General features: G+C 33.2%; 18 protein-coding genes. 11 read left to right on the top strand and 7 right to left on the bottom strand.

All coding sequences use genetic code 11. The features are described from left to right. Positions 1-2 precede the first annotated feature (2 nt). The 6 genes from M1L26_RS04300 (at position 3) to M1L26_RS04325 (ending at position 4,412) form a co-directional block, all read left to right on the top strand. Positions 3-638, top strand: coding sequence for an HdaA/DnaA family protein (locus tag M1L26_RS04300; protein WP_211907585.1), 636 nt, complete (start codon positions 3-5; stop codon positions 636-638). 211 nt (positions 639-849) lie between these two features. After that, entirely contained in the window at positions 850-1,020 is a 171-nt protein-coding gene (locus M1L26_RS04305; protein ID WP_211907586.1) for a hypothetical protein, read from the top strand. Then, the gene (locus tag M1L26_RS04310) at positions 1,010-1,996 is read left to right on the top strand and encodes a tyrosine-type recombinase/integrase (RefSeq protein ID WP_250120009.1); all 987 of its coding nucleotides are present in this window, start codon (positions 1,010-1,012) and stop codon (positions 1,994-1,996) included. Before M1L26_RS04305 ends, M1L26_RS04310 begins: the two co-directional genes overlap by 11 nt. Before the next feature lie 56 nt (positions 1,997-2,052). Further along, the gene (locus M1L26_RS04315) at positions 2,053-2,778 is read left to right on the top strand and encodes a lysophospholipid acyltransferase family protein (RefSeq protein WP_029237643.1); all 726 of its coding nucleotides are present in this window, start codon (positions 2,053-2,055) and stop codon (positions 2,776-2,778) included. A gap of 43 nt (positions 2,779-2,821) precedes the next feature. Continuing rightward, on the top strand, positions 2,822-3,091 hold the full coding sequence (gene rpsT / locus M1L26_RS04320) for a 30S ribosomal protein S20 (protein WP_211907588.1): 270 nt from the start codon (positions 2,822-2,824) through the stop codon (positions 3,089-3,091). A 79-nt stretch (positions 3,092-3,170) separates the two neighbouring features. Next, positions 3,171-4,412 (top strand): citrate synthase, encoded by a 1,242-nt coding sequence (locus tag M1L26_RS04325; protein WP_211907589.1) that lies wholly within the window; start codon positions 3,171-3,173, stop codon positions 4,410-4,412. A 62-nt stretch (positions 4,413-4,474) separates the two neighbouring features. Here M1L26_RS04325 and M1L26_RS04330 read toward each other — a convergent pair whose 3' ends face one another. Next, complete coding sequence (locus tag M1L26_RS04330) at positions 4,475-5,887, bottom strand: hypothetical protein (RefSeq protein WP_211907590.1); 1,413 nt, start codon at positions 5,885-5,887, stop codon at positions 4,475-4,477. Between the two features lie 29 nt (positions 5,888-5,916). Next, on the bottom strand, positions 5,917-6,090 hold the full coding sequence (locus M1L26_RS04335; protein WP_211907591.1) for a hypothetical protein: 174 nt from the start codon (positions 6,088-6,090) through the stop codon (positions 5,917-5,919). 447 nt (positions 6,091-6,537) lie between these two features. Here M1L26_RS04335 and M1L26_RS04340 point away from each other — a divergent pair, with 447 nt between their 5' ends. Beyond that, complete coding sequence (locus M1L26_RS04340) at positions 6,538-6,831, top strand: GIY-YIG nuclease family protein (protein ID WP_250120010.1); 294 nt, start codon at positions 6,538-6,540, stop codon at positions 6,829-6,831. Between the two features lie 144 nt (positions 6,832-6,975). On the opposite strand, the gene M1L26_RS04345 is transcribed toward M1L26_RS04340, so the two are convergent. From M1L26_RS04345 to ruvA, 3 genes are all read right to left on the bottom strand, one after another. Then, on the bottom strand, positions 6,976-8,199 hold the full coding sequence (locus M1L26_RS04345) for a hypothetical protein (RefSeq protein ID WP_250120011.1): 1,224 nt from the start codon (positions 8,197-8,199) through the stop codon (positions 6,976-6,978). Positions 8,200-8,459: 260 nt separating this feature from the next. After that, positions 8,460-9,449, bottom strand: a complete 990-nt coding sequence (gene ruvB, locus M1L26_RS04350; protein ID WP_006012928.1) for a Holliday junction branch migration DNA helicase RuvB — start codon at positions 9,447-9,449, stop codon at positions 8,460-8,462. Continuing rightward, positions 9,446-10,018: a Holliday junction branch migration protein RuvA gene (gene ruvA, locus M1L26_RS04355; RefSeq protein ID WP_211907593.1), complete on the bottom strand. Its 573-nt coding sequence runs from the start codon at positions 10,016-10,018 to the stop codon at positions 9,446-9,448. Before ruvA ends, ruvB begins: the two co-directional genes overlap by 4 nt. 299 nt (positions 10,019-10,317) lie before the next feature. Between ruvA and M1L26_RS04360 the strand changes: the two genes are divergently transcribed. Both M1L26_RS04360 and M1L26_RS04365 read left to right on the top strand, forming a co-directional pair. Further along, positions 10,318-10,842, top strand: coding sequence for a c-type cytochrome (locus tag M1L26_RS04360; RefSeq protein WP_007302376.1), 525 nt, complete (start codon positions 10,318-10,320; stop codon positions 10,840-10,842). Between the two features lies 1 nt (position 10,843). Beyond that, complete coding sequence (locus tag M1L26_RS04365; protein ID WP_250120012.1) at positions 10,844-11,599, top strand: alpha/beta hydrolase; 756 nt, start codon at positions 10,844-10,846, stop codon at positions 11,597-11,599. Between the two features lie 42 nt (positions 11,600-11,641). Here the strand turns inward: M1L26_RS04365 and M1L26_RS04370 are convergent, their stop codons facing one another. Both M1L26_RS04370 and M1L26_RS04375 read right to left on the bottom strand, forming a co-directional pair. Continuing rightward, on the bottom strand, positions 11,642-13,555 hold the full coding sequence (locus tag M1L26_RS04370; RefSeq protein WP_250120013.1) for an ATP-dependent helicase: 1,914 nt from the start codon (positions 13,553-13,555) through the stop codon (positions 11,642-11,644). 128 nt (positions 13,556-13,683) lie between these two features. After that, positions 13,684-13,932 carry a WD_0964 family protein gene (locus tag M1L26_RS04375; RefSeq protein WP_444875949.1) on the bottom strand — a complete coding sequence of 83 codons (249 nt, stop codon included), beginning with the start codon at positions 13,930-13,932 and terminating at the stop codon, positions 13,684-13,686. A 381-nt stretch (positions 13,933-14,313) separates the two neighbouring features. On the opposite strand from M1L26_RS04375, the gene M1L26_RS04380 reads away from it, so the two are divergent. Together M1L26_RS04380 and nuoK are read left to right on the top strand one after the other, a co-directional pair. Further along, a complete protein-coding gene (locus M1L26_RS04380; RefSeq protein WP_250120014.1) occupies positions 14,314-14,901 on the top strand; it encodes an NADH-quinone oxidoreductase subunit J in 588 nt (195 codons plus the stop codon). Next, entirely contained in the window at positions 14,892-15,200 is a 309-nt protein-coding gene (gene nuoK / locus M1L26_RS04385; RefSeq protein WP_211907597.1) for an NADH-quinone oxidoreductase subunit NuoK, read from the top strand. Before M1L26_RS04380 ends, nuoK begins: the two co-directional genes overlap by 10 nt. Positions 15,201-15,204 lie beyond the last annotated feature (4 nt).

The following is a 15,204-nucleotide window of genomic DNA, read 5'->3' on the forward strand; positions in this document are numbered from 1 at the left end:
ACGTGCAATTAAATTTATTTAACAATAATCAAGTTGATTATTGTTGGCAAAATTATATCGTCTTAGACGAAAACAAGCACATATATAACTCGATAATTAATGATTTATCTTGGAAATGCTTAATTCTGTTTGGGCCTAAAAACTCTGGGAAAACTCACCTTGCTCATATCTGGCAATCAAAAAACGATGCTATTTTCATTGATGTAAATAATTTTGTAAGCGAAATGAGGTACAGCGATGCGTTTATTTTAGAAGATGTACAAAACATTAAAGATGAGGAAATGTTATTACATTGTTATAATTACATGAAAGAAAATGATAAGAGACTGCTAATTACTTCTTCGATTTTACCGAAAAAGCTTAACTTCAAACTAAAAGATTTAAGCTCGCGAATATTATCAACTATCAGCGTAAAAATTTTACCTGCAAGCGAGGAATTATTAAGAATCATGCTAATAAAACAATTTTCAGATAAACAGTTAAAAATTGATCTAAAGGTAATTGATTATATTCTAGCAAGAATAGAACGTTCTTTCCACAGCATTAATAAAGTTATAGAAAAAATAGATAATGAATCTATAGGATCAAATGTAACCATTCCTTTTATTAACACTTTATTAAAAAAAAGTGCCAATTGATTCCTTTTTTTGTAAAGTATTTATTATATATATTAAAAATTTATTAATACCCATACAATAATGAAGTTGAAATCACTATTTCTTTATGTTAAAACTATAATAAATGCTATGATGTAATAAGAATAAACAGACATAGCTAAGGAATATTTTATACGATAGTAAAACTTACTTTACAGGATGTTTTTTATAGATTTGATGTTATAATTGAAATATGGTAAAAATAAGATCAAATTTAAAAAAAAGGTTAAAACAAAGGTTTGTAGTACTTACTTTATTGATAAATGCTTTGTTTATCTCATATTTTCTTATAAAAAACACAAAAAATACTTTCAATCAAATTGAAGTCAAAGAAATAAATATAGGAGCTGATAATGAAAAATAAACAACTACAAAATAAAAAAGAGAATCTTTACATAACGTATTACATAGATACTTTGGTTTCCGAAAAATCCTCTACACAAAATACTTTGGAAAGTTATCGTTCAGATTTACACCAACTTGAAAAATTTTTATTAGAAGGAGGCACTACCTTAGTTGGTGCAAGTAAAGCTAATATTAAAGATTATGTAAACTTTTTACGTACACAAAAGAAATATAAAACTAGCTCTATATCAAGAAAAATATCTGCTATCAAAAATTTCTATAAGTGCCTATTTAATGATGGAATAATAGACTTTAATCCAGCACCGGCTAATGATAATGAATTAAGAAATCCAAAGGTTTCCCTTCCTTTGCCTAAGCATTTAAGTGTTCAAGAAATATTTTTGCTCATGGAAACAGTAAAAAAATCAGCAAGCGGATCGAATAAAAAGATAAGCAGTAAAAGGCTATGTGCAATTTTAGATATCCTTTACTCTTCCGGGATGCGTATTTCTGAACTAATTAATATGAAGTTATGTGAAGTATCACATTTAGTAAACAGTAACGGTAAAGAAGGCTATATAATAATAAAAGGAAAAAGTGGCAGAGAAAGGCAAATCTTTTTTAATGAGCAAGCATTGCAAAGCCTTAAAGATTATTTATCAATTCGTGACAATCTGCTCCCTAACAACAAAAAATCTGATTGGCTATTCCCAGGTGATAAACCTAATAAACCAATTACAAGGCAAAGAGTTGGTCAATTAATAAAGGAATTAGCAAGAAAGTGCGATATTGATGAAAATAAAATCTCTCCACATGTGATTAGGCATTCTCTTGCTACCCATCTACTGAATAGCGGAGCAAATATTGTGCTGATACAAAAAATTCTTGGCCATACTAATCTTTCTACAACACAAATATATACTCATATTGCTAACGAAAAGTTAAAGGACAAATTAGCTGATTCTCATCCTATTACTCAGATGATCAATAATTAAACTTATTGCTTTTAGTTTTGTAGTAAAGTTAAATTCAAATAAGTTTACGTGTGTTTGTGATTGCAAGTTTATTGTTTAATTTACTCCTTATATTATGGGAAGTATTCTATACTTTAATTACTCTCCCTGTAATTTTCTTTCCTGAGTGTGTAATAACCATTTTCCTTGTTTGCTCGGTGAGAGTTGTATTATTCATGTTGCGTTTATTATGTGGCATTAAATATGAAGTGAGGGGAATGGAAAACATTCCTAAGCAACCTTTTATAATTGCATCTAAACACCAATCTCCATTTGAAACATTTATTTTTATACTACTCTTTAGAAAAGCAGTTTTTATTTTAAAACGTGAATTGAAATGGATTCCATTCATTGGTTTGCATCTCATGGCATTAAAAATGATTTTTATTAACCGCTCAGATGGTATTAGTTCTGTGCGTCATATCATGAAATTAGCAAAAGTGTGTATAAAAGAAAATAGAGGCATAATAATATTTCCTGAAGGTACAAGAACAACTATAAACCAAAATATAAAATATCAATCGGGTATTGCTGCTTTATATAGCGTATTATCTGTTCCTGTGTTACCGATTGCTTTAAACACTGGTTTGTTTTGGCCAAAAAGCATACTTTCTCTGAGAAAGAATCCCGGAAAGGCGGTAATAGAAATATTACCTCCCATATATCCTGGGTTAAACAAAAATGAATTCTTGCAAAGTTTAGAAAAAATCATTGAAGAAAGAAGTAGTAGATTAATTGCAGAAAAAACTGATATTGCAAATTAACAAAAAAACTTTATAATTAAAAGAAAAGTACAGGTATTAATATATGGCAAATCATAAGAGTGCTAAAAAAATGATAAAGGTAATAGCAAAGCGTACTTTAGTAAATAAGATGCGAAAAAGCAAAACTCGTACTGCTATTAGAAGATTAGTTGATATAATCAAGTCTGGTGATAAAGAGAATGTTGTCTTGGCATTTCGGAATGCTGAATCCAATTTACACAAATGTGTAAATAAAGGTGTCATTCATAGGAATACCGCTGCGCGTAAAATAAGTCGCTTAAATGCAAAAGTAAAAGCATTGATGACCGCTTAATACGGTTAATGTAAAGTTAGCTGTATTAATATATACTCTTCAGTTTGTATATTCTGTATAAAATTAAGTAGCTCAAGTGATGGATAAAAAAGCATTATTGGAACTAAGTAATGGGTCAAAAATTGATCTGCCCGTATTAAGTGGAACAGTAGGTCCTGATGTGTTAAATATTAAGGATTTATATAAAAAGACAGGATTATTCACTTACGATCCAGGATTTGTTTCCACAGCTTCATGTTCTTCTTCAATTACATTTATTGATGGAGATGAAGGAGTTCTTAAATATAGGGGACATAATATAGCTGATTTGGCAGAGAATAATAATTTTACTGCTGTGATTTATTTATTGCTCTATGGTGAATTACCCAGTTCAGAGCAACACAAAAAATTTCTTCTCAAAATACAAGAATCATCCAAAGTATCAGAGCAAGTTACAAATGTAATCAAAGCATTTCCAAAAACTGCTCACCCTATGTCGATTTTAGTTGCATGTTTTGCAAATTTGTCAGCGTCTTACCATGAAATGCATGGCAAAAATGTCAATGGTGAAGATTTAGATTTTGGAATTTCTGCAATAGCAAAAGTTCCTGCAATTGTTGCAATGATTTATAGACATATCAACAATCAGGAATTCATAAATGCTAATAATAAATTAAGTTATAGTGAGAATTTCTTAAATATGATATTTGGCAGTGCTGTTAATAATACCCTTTTTGTAAAAGCTCTGGATAAAATATTTACTCTCCATGCTGATCATGAACAGAATGCTTCTACAGCAGCTGTCAGATTGGTAGGGTCAGCTGGTTCTAATCTATTTGTAAGCCTGTCTGCAGGAGTTGCTACACTTTGGGGTCCAGCACACGGTGGAGCTAATGAGGCAGTTATAAATATGCTCAAAGAGATAGAGCAAAGTGGAAGTGTAGATAGATTCATTGAGAAAGCTAAAGATGATAAAGATCCATTTAAGCTAATGGGATTTGGACATCGTGTTTATAAAAACTATGATCCGCGCGCGCTTATATTAAAGGATGCTTGTCATGAGATTTTAAGCAAACTAGAGCAAAACAATGAATTACTTGAAATTGCAAAAAAACTTGAAGAAATAGCTTTAAAGGATGAGTATTTTATTACACGTAAGTTGTATCCAAATGTTGATTTTTATTCAGGTATAATAATGAATGCTATTGGTATCCCTTCAAGTATGTTTACACCCATTTTTGCACTTGCAAGAACCACTGGTTGGGTTGCCCAGTGGTATGAAATGGTAAACGATAAAGAAACCAAGATTTGTAGGCCAAGGCAGCTCTACTTTGGCAAATAAACTTTCATTCACAATTCGTCCTCAAATAGTCTAATTTTCTTTAGCTATAAAATACAACAAATTTATTTTTTACTAGTTGATGTCTGCTTTTTTGCAGAACATTGGTTAGGCTGTGATATAGAAGGTTGGTTAAATTTTGTTTTGGGCTTATTAAAAGAAGATCGTCCTGAAGAAGGGCCAAAGCCACTATCTTTAACCGAAACATCACCCTCACCTTCACCATAGTAGTCGGGCCCAAGGAATTTGCTTGAGTTTCCATTATGTGATTTATCTATAACTGAATTCTTAGGTGAATCAACAAAACCACTATCTGCACTTGTATCTGCACTTGGTCCATCCGTCCCTACTTTTTCTTCAGAAGGGGCAAGAGTTTGTGGTTTCATAGCTGGCACACGCGCAGGATCAATGGACAGTTTATAATCCTCATTGATTACAGAGCTCTCTATGATCTTATCCATCACGCAGTAAGCAATGTCTGGGTTAGCAAAATCTATTCCATACACTCCTTTACTGCCCAATAGCGATTTCTGTGAAGTCCGACCTTCAAAGCTATTTAATATATCCATACCAAACATATTATTAACGTGATTCACTTCTTCTCTTGTTAAATATCCCTCCTCATTATTATTACTTACAATAGGAATTAAAACTAAATCTTTGTTACTGCTCAAGTAAGAGTCACGTACAATACGATCAACTGGTATGTTTGCTTTACGAAGCAAATCAACCACTGCAAATTTCAGCATGTCAGTAACTCCAATCTCGCCTTTTGGAGTATCAAAACAACGACATGTCAAGCATATTTCATGCCTTACTATGTCTTTGACGAACTTAAGATCATCAAAAACGCCTTTCTTTAAATATACATAATTCCCCTTCTCTTCTAAAAAACCCTTAGATCTTTTAGGACTATTTTCATAACTTTCCATTCTCGATGAGAATGATTTTACAAAAGAGTCTTTTAATTCTTGATCATCAAAGCCCTTACAGTATAAATAAGATTTTCTGTCAAAGCTCACATCGTATACATTGTTTTCCACATAACCCTGATCAGGATGAGCGTCTATAATACTCTCTATTGTGAATCTTATAAGTTCATTAGCTAGCAAATATTTTAGATTACAAACTACCTCTTTTTCAATTGGCACTGAAAACCTATATCTGCTACTATCTGTAGTCCATTTCCCTTGATTAAAGTTAAAAGGAAAAGAGTCTGTATAAAAAAGATCATTGGCAGCCTCTTCGGCAGCAGCTTTGTCACCCTCATTTTCATTATCTCCACAAAATTTTCTTACTATACTCTCTCTCATATTGCTCAAGTACTCTCTGCCCTGATCAATATTCATATTTTTATCAAATGAGAGAACAACATAATCTTTTTCTATAGTGAGATTAGTAATAGCAGTATTATCAGAAAGAAGAACACTATTAAACGCTTTTACTAATTCTCGATTTATTTTACTTTTATTAGGCATAACGCCACCTCTCTAATTAATCAACATAATTACTTACCACTCCTACTTGTGCCCTGAACACTAGATTGATTTTTCTTTCTTTCCTCTTCACGTCTAATCATGTCTCTAAAATCATCTATTTTCTTTGGATCTATTTTGCTCAGATCAATCTTTACTCTCCCTGAATCAGGTACTTTTTTATTTGGATCATTATTACCATGCATATTAGCCTCCGAATTAAATTATTATGTAATGAGTATATTAAGAATCAACTACTAGCACAAGAAGTTTTTTTACATAAATTTTATTCACCATTTTTATACTCCTGGATTCCAGACTGGGATGACAAGAGAAGAAGTGCTGGAATAACAACTTTTTAAATTAAGTTTTCTGGATTCCAGACTGGAATGACATTAAAGGAGCTACTTGATGATACCAAAGAGGCTACTTGAATGACAAGAGAGGAGGTAATGGAATGACACCGTCTTGAATGGGAGGCAGTGCCAACGATGTGCCATATTGAAATGTTTGTACAGTTGCGACTTAAGTCAATAAGGAAAGGTGTTATTCCATTACCTCCTCTCTTGTCATTCAAGTAGCCTCTTTGGTATCATCAAGTAGCTCCTTTAATGTCATTCCAGTCTGGAATCTAGTAAATTTATTTATTATATATGAAAAGTTATTATATTTATATACTTGCAAGTGAACGCAATGGAAACCTATATACAGGTATAACATCAAATTTGACTAAACGAATTTGGGAACACAAAAGCAAAGCCATCTCTGGTTTCACGTCAAAGTACAATGTTTGTAAACTAGTCTATTTTGAAGAATTTCAAGAGATAAACTTAGCAATTAGTAGAGAAAAACTCCTAAAAAGCTGGCAGAGAAAATGGAAAATAAACTTAATTGAAAAAACAAATCAAGAATGGAAAGATTTATATGATGAAATTGTGTCTGGATAACAGTGTCTGAGTACACAACTGTACGAACATTGCAATATGGCGCATCGTTGGCACTGGCTTCCATTCAAGACGGTGTCATTCCAGCACTTGATGCTGGAATCCAGATAAAAAACCAGTCTGGAATGACAAAAAGAGAGAGAACCTTTACACACCTCTCTCTTTGACTGAAGAAGTATGGTTTTCAACTTTTATGTCCTCAGTTAATCCTCCTGGCAATTCCACAGCAGCATTAGCAGCTTTTTGCTTACTCTTAGCAGAAGACTCTTCTCCTTTACGTTTCTTCCCATTAGCATCCTTCGATGTGTTGTTTCTTTTAACTCTCCTGTGTTCCTTTTGCTGTGGAGCAGGTGGACAGACAGCTAGCTTTGGTTTTTCAGTTTTCTCTTCTTTTGCTTCTTTCTTTTCTTTATTCATTTTTTCCAGTTTTTGTACTTCACTATTTTTGTGACTTATAACAGGTTTAGGTAGAGTGTCTACTAATTTTTCTATAGGCTTTGGTAAAATAGCACGTTCTTGCTTATTCAGAGTGATTGGCATTGGAACTTGAGATGAAAAATTAAATAGGGAAATTGGTGTGATTTCATTCACTTTTGTTTCTATTTCTTGACAAACTTCTTTTGATTCTATTTTTTCTGCTTTTTTATCTTCCTTTTTCTCGGTTGCATCTTGCTCTACTACTGCTGCTAAATCAACTGCAAAAATTTCTGCAAACATTGCAATGACTGAGCCCACGAGAAAAGTTTGAAGCTTCAATTTTAAATTTTGCAACGCTTGCAAACGTTCGAGTATTGCTATTTCCTCTTCCGGAGATAACCCACCACTGAGTAATTTCTCCTGCAATTCTTTTATCTCTTTGTCTAGCCTTTTATCCCAACTTAAGTCTAAATCTTTTTTGAAGATCTTTTTAACTAATTTCTTAAGCTTATCACGCAAAAACTTAATTATCGAAAGAAGCAGATTTTTCTCTTTCTTCTCCTTGAGCATTTTGTAGACTTTCGGATCTACATTTACTTCAAAAAGATTAAAGAGGGATTCAAAGAAATTTGCGAATACCCCTTGACTATTATCAGTAAAGTAATCCTCACTATCTTGTATCTGTAGCTCTACTTGAGATAATGTTTCATCAATGCAACTCGCAGCCTGACGCTCAAGCTCTATTCTCTTGAGCTCAGCTTTCCTAGCAAGCTCCTCCATGAATCCTTTTAATTCATTGAGCTTCTGCTCTGCAGAGAGATCTTGCTCCCTGATTCGATTAATGAAGATTGAGCTACCGTCCTCTTCGTTGTTATTGATTAAAAAATTTCCCATTGCTTTTTCTCCATTAATTGAATTACTGTTTCTATAATTGTTTAGAAAGCTTTTTACCATTTTATCTTAAGTCTATAAAATACAATAACTCAATCTTACAATATGAAGTATTTAATAAGTATTAATCTTAAAAAATATCAATAACTTATTGATATTTTTACATTCATACTATATACAGCCTAGAATATATTACGTAATTTTTCAAGAACATATTCACTATACTTTCTTATTTGCCTCTAAAACACCTGCAAATCATATAATAAAAGAATATTATAATGTTTAGTGTAATACTATACAATGTTATAAAATATAGTATAATACTAGCATACCACTGAATTAATGCTGAGATATTCCTTTGCTTGATCAGTTAAAACACGTCCTCTTGGTGTGCGCTTTACGAAACTGACCTTGATTAAATAAGGTTCTACTGTTTCTTCAATATTGCCAACATCTTCAGATAGTGCAATAGATATGGTGTCAATTCCAACAGGTCCTGAGGTGTTAAACAAAAATCTCAGATAATCCATATCTAATTTATTTAGTCCCATTTTATCTATACCCAATTTTGATAGTGCAGAACCGGCAATTTCACAGGTAATTTTTTTATCATCTTTTACTTCAACAAAATCTCTTATTCTTCTGAGTAATCTCAAAGCAATTCTTGGAGTACCACGGGCGCGGCAGGCAATTTCTTGCACAGCATCCTTTTCGATTTCAGCACAAAGAACTCTTGCACCTCTTTTTATAATATCAACCAGTTCCTCAAAAGAATAAAACTCAAGATGCAGGGGAATACCAAAACGATCCCTCAGCGGTGCAGAAAGCAGTCCAAGCCGTGTTGTTGCCCCAATCAGTGTAAATGGTGGTAAATCTATTCTTAAAGTTCTGGTAGATGGGCCCTCACCTACTAGTATATCTAGGCAAAAATCTTCCATAGCAGTATATAAAACTTCCTCAATGCTACGATTTAATCTATGGATCTCATCGATAAATAGAACATCTTTTGCATTTAAAGTAGTGAGCACTGCAGCTAAGTCCCCAGCTTTACTAAGCAATGGACCAGAAGTTGCACGAAAGCTAACCCTTAACTCCTTAGAGACAATTTGTGCTAAAGTTGTTTTACCAAGCCCTGGAGGACCATAGAGCAATACGTGATCCAAAGCTTCAGCTCTCGTCTGTGCAGCATTTATAAACACTTTTAAATTTTGTATTAAGTCTTTTTGCCCGACAAAATCATCAAGTTGCTCAGGCCTGATATTTAAATTACGTACATCTTCAGAGTATTCCTTACTACATGATATTGACTTCATATTGTTTTAAGCGCCATACGAATAATATCTTTAGTATCCAAGTTTGGTGATTCATCTTCTATTTTTTTTATTGTATCATAAGCTTTTGTTCTTTCATATCCAAGATTGATCAAAGCTGAAAGAGCATCTTCACTAATTGAGTGAAAATGATTGTTATTTGTCTCTAATTTACTTACTTTGCCATTCAGCTCAGTAATAATTCGATTTATGAGTTTCAGGCCAAGTCCACTCACCTTAAGTGCTAGTTTATCCTCATTTATAATTGCCAAAAACAGTTGCTCTGGAGTTAATTTGCTCAAAATTGACATTGCGGTTTTATAGCTGACACCGCTCACTTTAACTAATAAACGCAGACACTGCTGTTCTTCTTTACTTATAAAGCCATATAGCTGAGTAACGTTTTCTCTGCTATTTGCATAAGTGTCGATAAGTAATTTTACTCTACTTCCAATCGAACAAGCACTTAAAGTTTTGGCTGAAAGATATACTATGTAGCCAACATCATTTACATTCAGGATTATGTGATCGCTACACACCTCATCAACTATTCCTCTTAGATTTCCTATCATTTCTAGTACTTTATAAAATTCAGTTTAAATGCTCCTGAATCTTAGGTCAAGCAAACGAACATTATAGAAGTGGTTCCAGTTTCAATCATTGCAGACAAGTTTGCAGGAAATCTATTTTAATATGTTATTCCAGATCATTATGTAATTGAACCACAAGTTACTCCGATAGAAATAGAATTGCAGTCTCCTAACTTAGCTAAGTAATAGAAATTTCTATCTTTGGTGAAATAAAGGTAATTGTTTACTGTTTGCGAAAATATTTGCATAATTTAAGTAACATTACTTGATAAGAATTAACTATGGAGCTTAATAAGATTGCAGCATCGATTTTACTTTCTGGATTAATAATTATGATAGTTAGTAATGTAGTTGATATGCTCTACAACCCAGAGGATTATAAAATTGAACACCAAACAATAGTAGCAGCCAGCAATGAGCCTCAACAAAAGATTGAACAAGTGGCACTTGATATTGGAGAGCTCATGCAGAATGCTAGCTTTGAAAAAGGCAAGTCAGCAGCAAAAAAATGTATAGCTTGTCATAGTTTTGAGAAAGGTGGAATGAATAAAGTGGGGCCAAACTTATGGAACGTGGTTGGAAATAAAAAGGCCCATCTTGGCAGCTCATTCAATTACTCAAAAGCACTACTTGAAAAAGGTGGGAAATGGGAGTATGAGGAGTTATTTGCTTTTTTAAAAAATCCAAAAGCCTACATAAAAGGTACACGTATGGCATTTGCAGGCATTTCCAATCCACAAGAGATTGCAGATCTAGTCAGCTATTTGCGTTCGATGAGCGATAGTCCGGTTGCCTTGCCAAAGTAGTATGAATTATTGTAAATTACTCGATGGAAGTAATGGCCATATAGCATATCGAAAGCTACAAGGAAAGAAGGCCTCTATAGTTTTTCTTAGTGGTTTTGCATCCAATATGGATGGAACTAAAGCAACTGCCGTTTACAAATTTTGCCAAGAAAATGATATAGCACTTGTGCTCTTTGATTATTTTGGCCATGGTAATTCAAGTGGTGATTTTGCTGATTATACAATAAGTGATTGGCAAAAAAATTGTGCTAAAGTGATAAGTGAATTAACTAGCAATAAACAAATAATTATAGGTTCAAGTATGGGAGGATGGCTGATGCTGCTCACTGCTCTTCAATTTCCAGAAAAAATTGCAGCATTAATCGGCATATCATCTGCTCCTGACTTCACTGAAGATTTAATATTCAAGCAATTGTCAGACAAGCAAAAAGAAGAGCTAAGCTCTAAAGGTGTAATAGATTTTACTTCGGAGCATTGTGCATACAAAATAACTAAAAATCTGATCGAAGACGGTAGAAAGAATCTTCTTTTAAATAAAAAAACAATAGATGTAAACTGTCCTGTGCGCTTGCTGCATAGCATTAATGATCAAGATGTTCCTTATCAAGTTTCATTAAATTTAGCTAAAAAAATCAAATCAACAGACGTTGAAGTACACTTAATAAAATCAGCAAAACACAACATGTCTGATAATTATTCACTGAAAATTTTATTTAAGACCATCAGAGAATTTTTGTCAGGAGAAATATATAATTGAAGTAATTTAGATGTGTTTGTCGTAAGAACTGCAGTTATAGCTTCAACAGTAGGCACTACTCTTTATCACCTCAACATTTTCTCTTGGCAGTTCTTTAATAAATCGAGAAGTGTGCATTGGTTGCCACTGATTATTAATTTCCCTCCTATCTGCACATGAAATGATTAACCTTTCTTTGGCTCTGGTTATGCCGACATATGCGAGTCTCCTTTCTTCTTCTAAAGCTTTACCACTTTTATCTTCAAAAGATCTTTGATGAGGAAATAATCCTTCTTCCCAACCAGGTAAAAACACACACGGAAATTCAAGCCCTTTAGCCGCATGAAGAGTCATAACATATACAGTGTCATCGCTATTCATATTATCCACTTCCATCACCAAACTAATATGCTCCAAGAAGGTTATAGTGCTGTCAAAATTCTTCAAAGATGAAATGAGCTCTTTAACATTTTCTATTCGCGCTAAACCCGTCACTCCTTCATTCTCAAGCATTTCCATATATCCTGATTGATTTGCTACGATTTTAACAAATTCATGCAGTGGTTTTACGCTTACTATTTCTTCCCAAGCTTTAATTTTATTTAAAAAATCATTTATTGAGAGTTTAATTCTTTCGGTTACTTGATCACTATTAACCAATATTTTTGCTGCCTGAAAAAAAGAAATTTTGTTATCCTGAGCAGTCGTGTATATTTTCTTTAGAGTTGTAGCTCCTATGCTTCTTTTGGGACGATTTACGATCCTTTCAAAAGCGAGATCATCATTATTATTTGTAACAAGTCTCAAATATGCAATTATATCCCTTATTTCTTGACGTTCGTAGAATTTTACGCCACTTATAATCCTATAGGGAATTGAATATTTTATAAAATACTCTTCGAACACTCTAGTTTGAAAAGTCGCTCTTACGAGCACTGCAATGTCACTAAATCTGTATTTATTGAGCTTTAATATCTGTTCGCTTATGAACCTTGCTTCAGCTTTCCCGTCCCATAATTTTATTAGATTTACCTTTTCCCCTTCAATGTTTGTTGTCCACAACTTTTTTTCTAAGCGAGTCTTATTGTGATTGATAACATATAATGCAGTTGCAAGTATGTGGGATGTTGACCTGTAGTTACACTCCAGTTTAACGGTTTTTGCATTTTTAAAATCATCGGAAAATTTCAAAATATTTTCAACTTCTGCACCACGCCAACTGTATATCGATTGATCGTCATCTCCTACACAACAAATATTTGAGTGCTCTTTTGCAAGGTATTTTAGCCAAAGATATTGTATTGCATTTGTATCTTGATATTCATCTACCATGATATATTTAAACTTGTTTTGGTAGTAGGATAGAACCTCGGTCTTTTGATTAAAGAGTTGTATGTTATATAGCAATAAGTCACCAAAATCGACAGAGTTAAGGAATTTTAACCTTTCCTGATACTGGTGATAGACTTTGAGTGCAGTTACGTACACTGGCCTAAATGATTGAACGTCTTCCACTTCGAATGGCAGTAAACACTTCTCTTTCCATTGCTGAATAATATTCATAATGGTCTTACATTTTTCTGATAGGTAATCAGGGCTGATTTCATTCATGATGTTTTTTATTACCTGTAATTGGTCATCCACACCAATAATTGTAAAATTGGAATTTAGCCCCACGACTTCAGCATGATGACGTAGAATTTTTGCTGCAATTGCATGGAAAGTGCCAAGCCATGGTATGTTTGTGCCCGTGAGTTCAAGCACTCTTGATATCATTTCATTTGCTGCTTTGTTCGTGAATGTAACTGCTAATATTTCATCAGAATAAGCGTGACCGTTTCTAATTATGTGCGCTATTCTTGAAGTAATCGTTCTTGTTTTTCCCGTTCCCGCCCCTGCCAGTATCAAAATTGGCCCATTTAAGTTAGTTACAGCTAATTGTTGCTCTGGATTTAACAGTGAGAGATAATCGTTCATTGAAGCCCTATAGACTATAACTCCGTAAAGTTAAACCTATGATCCAAATATTGTAAAGATTTTATTGAATAGAACAGTTTAAAGAATGCTTCACTCAAGTACTACATATTTAAACGTAGGTTTTTTATCTATCTTGTTTTAGTAGCTTCAGGTGTATGTCGAGTAACAACAACTTGATTTGAGGTATTGGCACTAGAGCTTCTGCTTGTTGGGTGGATAGGTGGAGTTTTGAATGGCTTAGGCTTACGATTCAGTTCCTTCATCTCTATTTCCTCAGCTTTAACAGGAAGTTTTTCTGGAACATAGAAGTTATGCATTTCAGGTCGTTCAGTGAGATTTTCATATGTTTCTTTCAACCAAGCTCCGATATCATATATAAACCCATATGCTTTTTCTTTAAATTCTCTCCATGATCTGCCTAAACTGGCTAGTGTATTTTATTGAAGTAAATTGTCACATAATCTCTTGTGGTATATTGATAACTCTCTCTATTTAATTTTTCACTTTGCTTGTCACAAGTTTTGAAGTAACCAAATATGTTATACATTTTGAGCTATGACTAACTATTAACATGCATATATTATACATTAATAAATTAAAATTGTCAAGAGTGTTTGTGTGACTGAGGAAATGCTCTATATAATAATTTAAAATGGAGCTGAAGCTTGTAGTACAATGTTTTTAAACGTTTAATATAATATTGACTTTACGGCAATAATTATTTTAAGTTAGTAACTATTGTTGCAGTTAAAGTATCGATGCCTTTTTTCTTTTGTTTTTTCGCAATTCTTAGCATTTTATCTGCTGTTTGTGTAATTAGCGTAAGGAATCCTGTGCATGGAGTATTATTTTTAATTTTCACCTTCGTTAACTCTGCAGTGCTTTTTATTCTCCTTGGAGCTGAATTCATTGCTATGATGGTGCTGATAGTATACATCGGTGCAGTTGCAGTGTTATTCCTCTTTGTAGTCATGATGCTCGATATCGACTACATAAGATTGCATCAGGGTTTTGCAAAGCATTTCACTCTTGGTGCTATATTATGTGTTGTGTTTTTTCTAATCATCAGCTTTGTAATTCGCAGCTCAGCACCGAATATAAGCAATGTTATAAACTATAATACCAATAACGTGAAAGCTATCGGTAATTTGCTCTACACTGACTACATGTACGCTTTTCATCTTTCTGGTATTCTGCTGCTTTTTGCAATTGTTGGTGCAATTGCTCTTACTTTGCAGGAAAAGAAAAAAGGAGTTAGAAAACAGAACGTGTTAAAGCAATTGACACAATCTTCATCTGTAAAATTGATTAAGGCTAAATTTGGAAAAGGAGTGGAATGGAAATAGGATTAAATCACTTTTTGATAATTGCTGCTGTTTTGTTCACTATTGGAGTGTGTGGTATTTTCATCAACCGTAAGAGCATAATCAACATACTGTTATCAATAGAAATATTATTGCTGGCGATTAACATCAATTTAGTTGCTTTTTCTGCCTTTATGAATGATATAGTTGGGCAAATTTTTGTGATGTTTGTGTTGACTGTTGCAGCAGCAGAGTCAGGAGTTGCGCTTGCAATATTGGTTGTATATTATAGAAACCGTGGGAATATAGATGTTAAACAAGCGAACTTAATGAAAGAATGAAAGT

The sequence above is a fragment of the Wolbachia endosymbiont of Ostrinia scapulalis genome (assembly GCF_023559145.1).
Taxonomy (GTDB): Bacteria; Pseudomonadota; Alphaproteobacteria; order Rickettsiales; family Anaplasmataceae; genus Wolbachia.

Bases quoted from the DNA above. Each gene is read 5' to 3' on its own strand.
- M1L26_RS04305 (WP_211907586.1), top strand. From the start codon at position 850: ATGGTAAAAATAAGATCAAATTTAAAAAAAAGGTTAAAACAAAGGTTT.
- M1L26_RS04310 (WP_250120009.1), top strand. From the start codon at position 1,010: ATGAAAAATAAACAACTACAAAATAAAAAAGAGAATCTTTACATAACG.
- rpsT (WP_211907588.1), top strand. From the start codon at position 2,822: ATGGCAAATCATAAGAGTGCTAAAAAAATGATAAAGGTAATAGCAAAG.
- M1L26_RS04325 (WP_211907589.1), top strand. From the start codon at position 3,171: ATGGATAAAAAAGCATTATTGGAACTAAGTAATGGGTCAAAAATTGAT.
- M1L26_RS04330 (WP_211907590.1), bottom strand. From the start codon at position 5,887: ATGCCTAATAAAAGTAAAATAAATCGAGAATTAGTAAAAGCGTTTAAT.
- M1L26_RS04335 (WP_211907591.1), bottom strand. From the start codon at position 6,090: ATGCATGGTAATAATGATCCAAATAAAAAAGTACCTGATTCAGGGAGA.
- M1L26_RS04340 (WP_250120010.1), top strand. From the start codon at position 6,538: ATGAAAAGTTATTATATTTATATACTTGCAAGTGAACGCAATGGAAAC.
- M1L26_RS04345 (WP_250120011.1), bottom strand. From the start codon at position 8,199: ATGGTAAAAAGCTTTCTAAACAATTATAGAAACAGTAATTCAATTAAT.
- ruvB (WP_006012928.1), bottom strand. From the start codon at position 9,449: ATGAAGTCAATATCATGTAGTAAGGAATACTCTGAAGATGTACGTAAT.
- ruvA (WP_211907593.1), bottom strand. From the start codon at position 10,018: ATGATAGGAAATCTAAGAGGAATAGTTGATGAGGTGTGTAGCGATCAC.
- M1L26_RS04360 (WP_007302376.1), top strand. From the start codon at position 10,318: ATGGAGCTTAATAAGATTGCAGCATCGATTTTACTTTCTGGATTAATA.
- M1L26_RS04365 (WP_250120012.1), top strand. From the start codon at position 10,844: ATGAATTATTGTAAATTACTCGATGGAAGTAATGGCCATATAGCATAT.
- M1L26_RS04370 (WP_250120013.1), bottom strand. From the start codon at position 13,555: ATGAACGATTATCTCTCACTGTTAAATCCAGAGCAACAATTAGCTGTA.
- M1L26_RS04380 (WP_250120014.1), top strand. From the start codon at position 14,314: ATGCCTTTTTTCTTTTGTTTTTTCGCAATTCTTAGCATTTTATCTGCT.
- nuoK (WP_211907597.1), top strand. From the start codon at position 14,892: ATGGAAATAGGATTAAATCACTTTTTGATAATTGCTGCTGTTTTGTTC.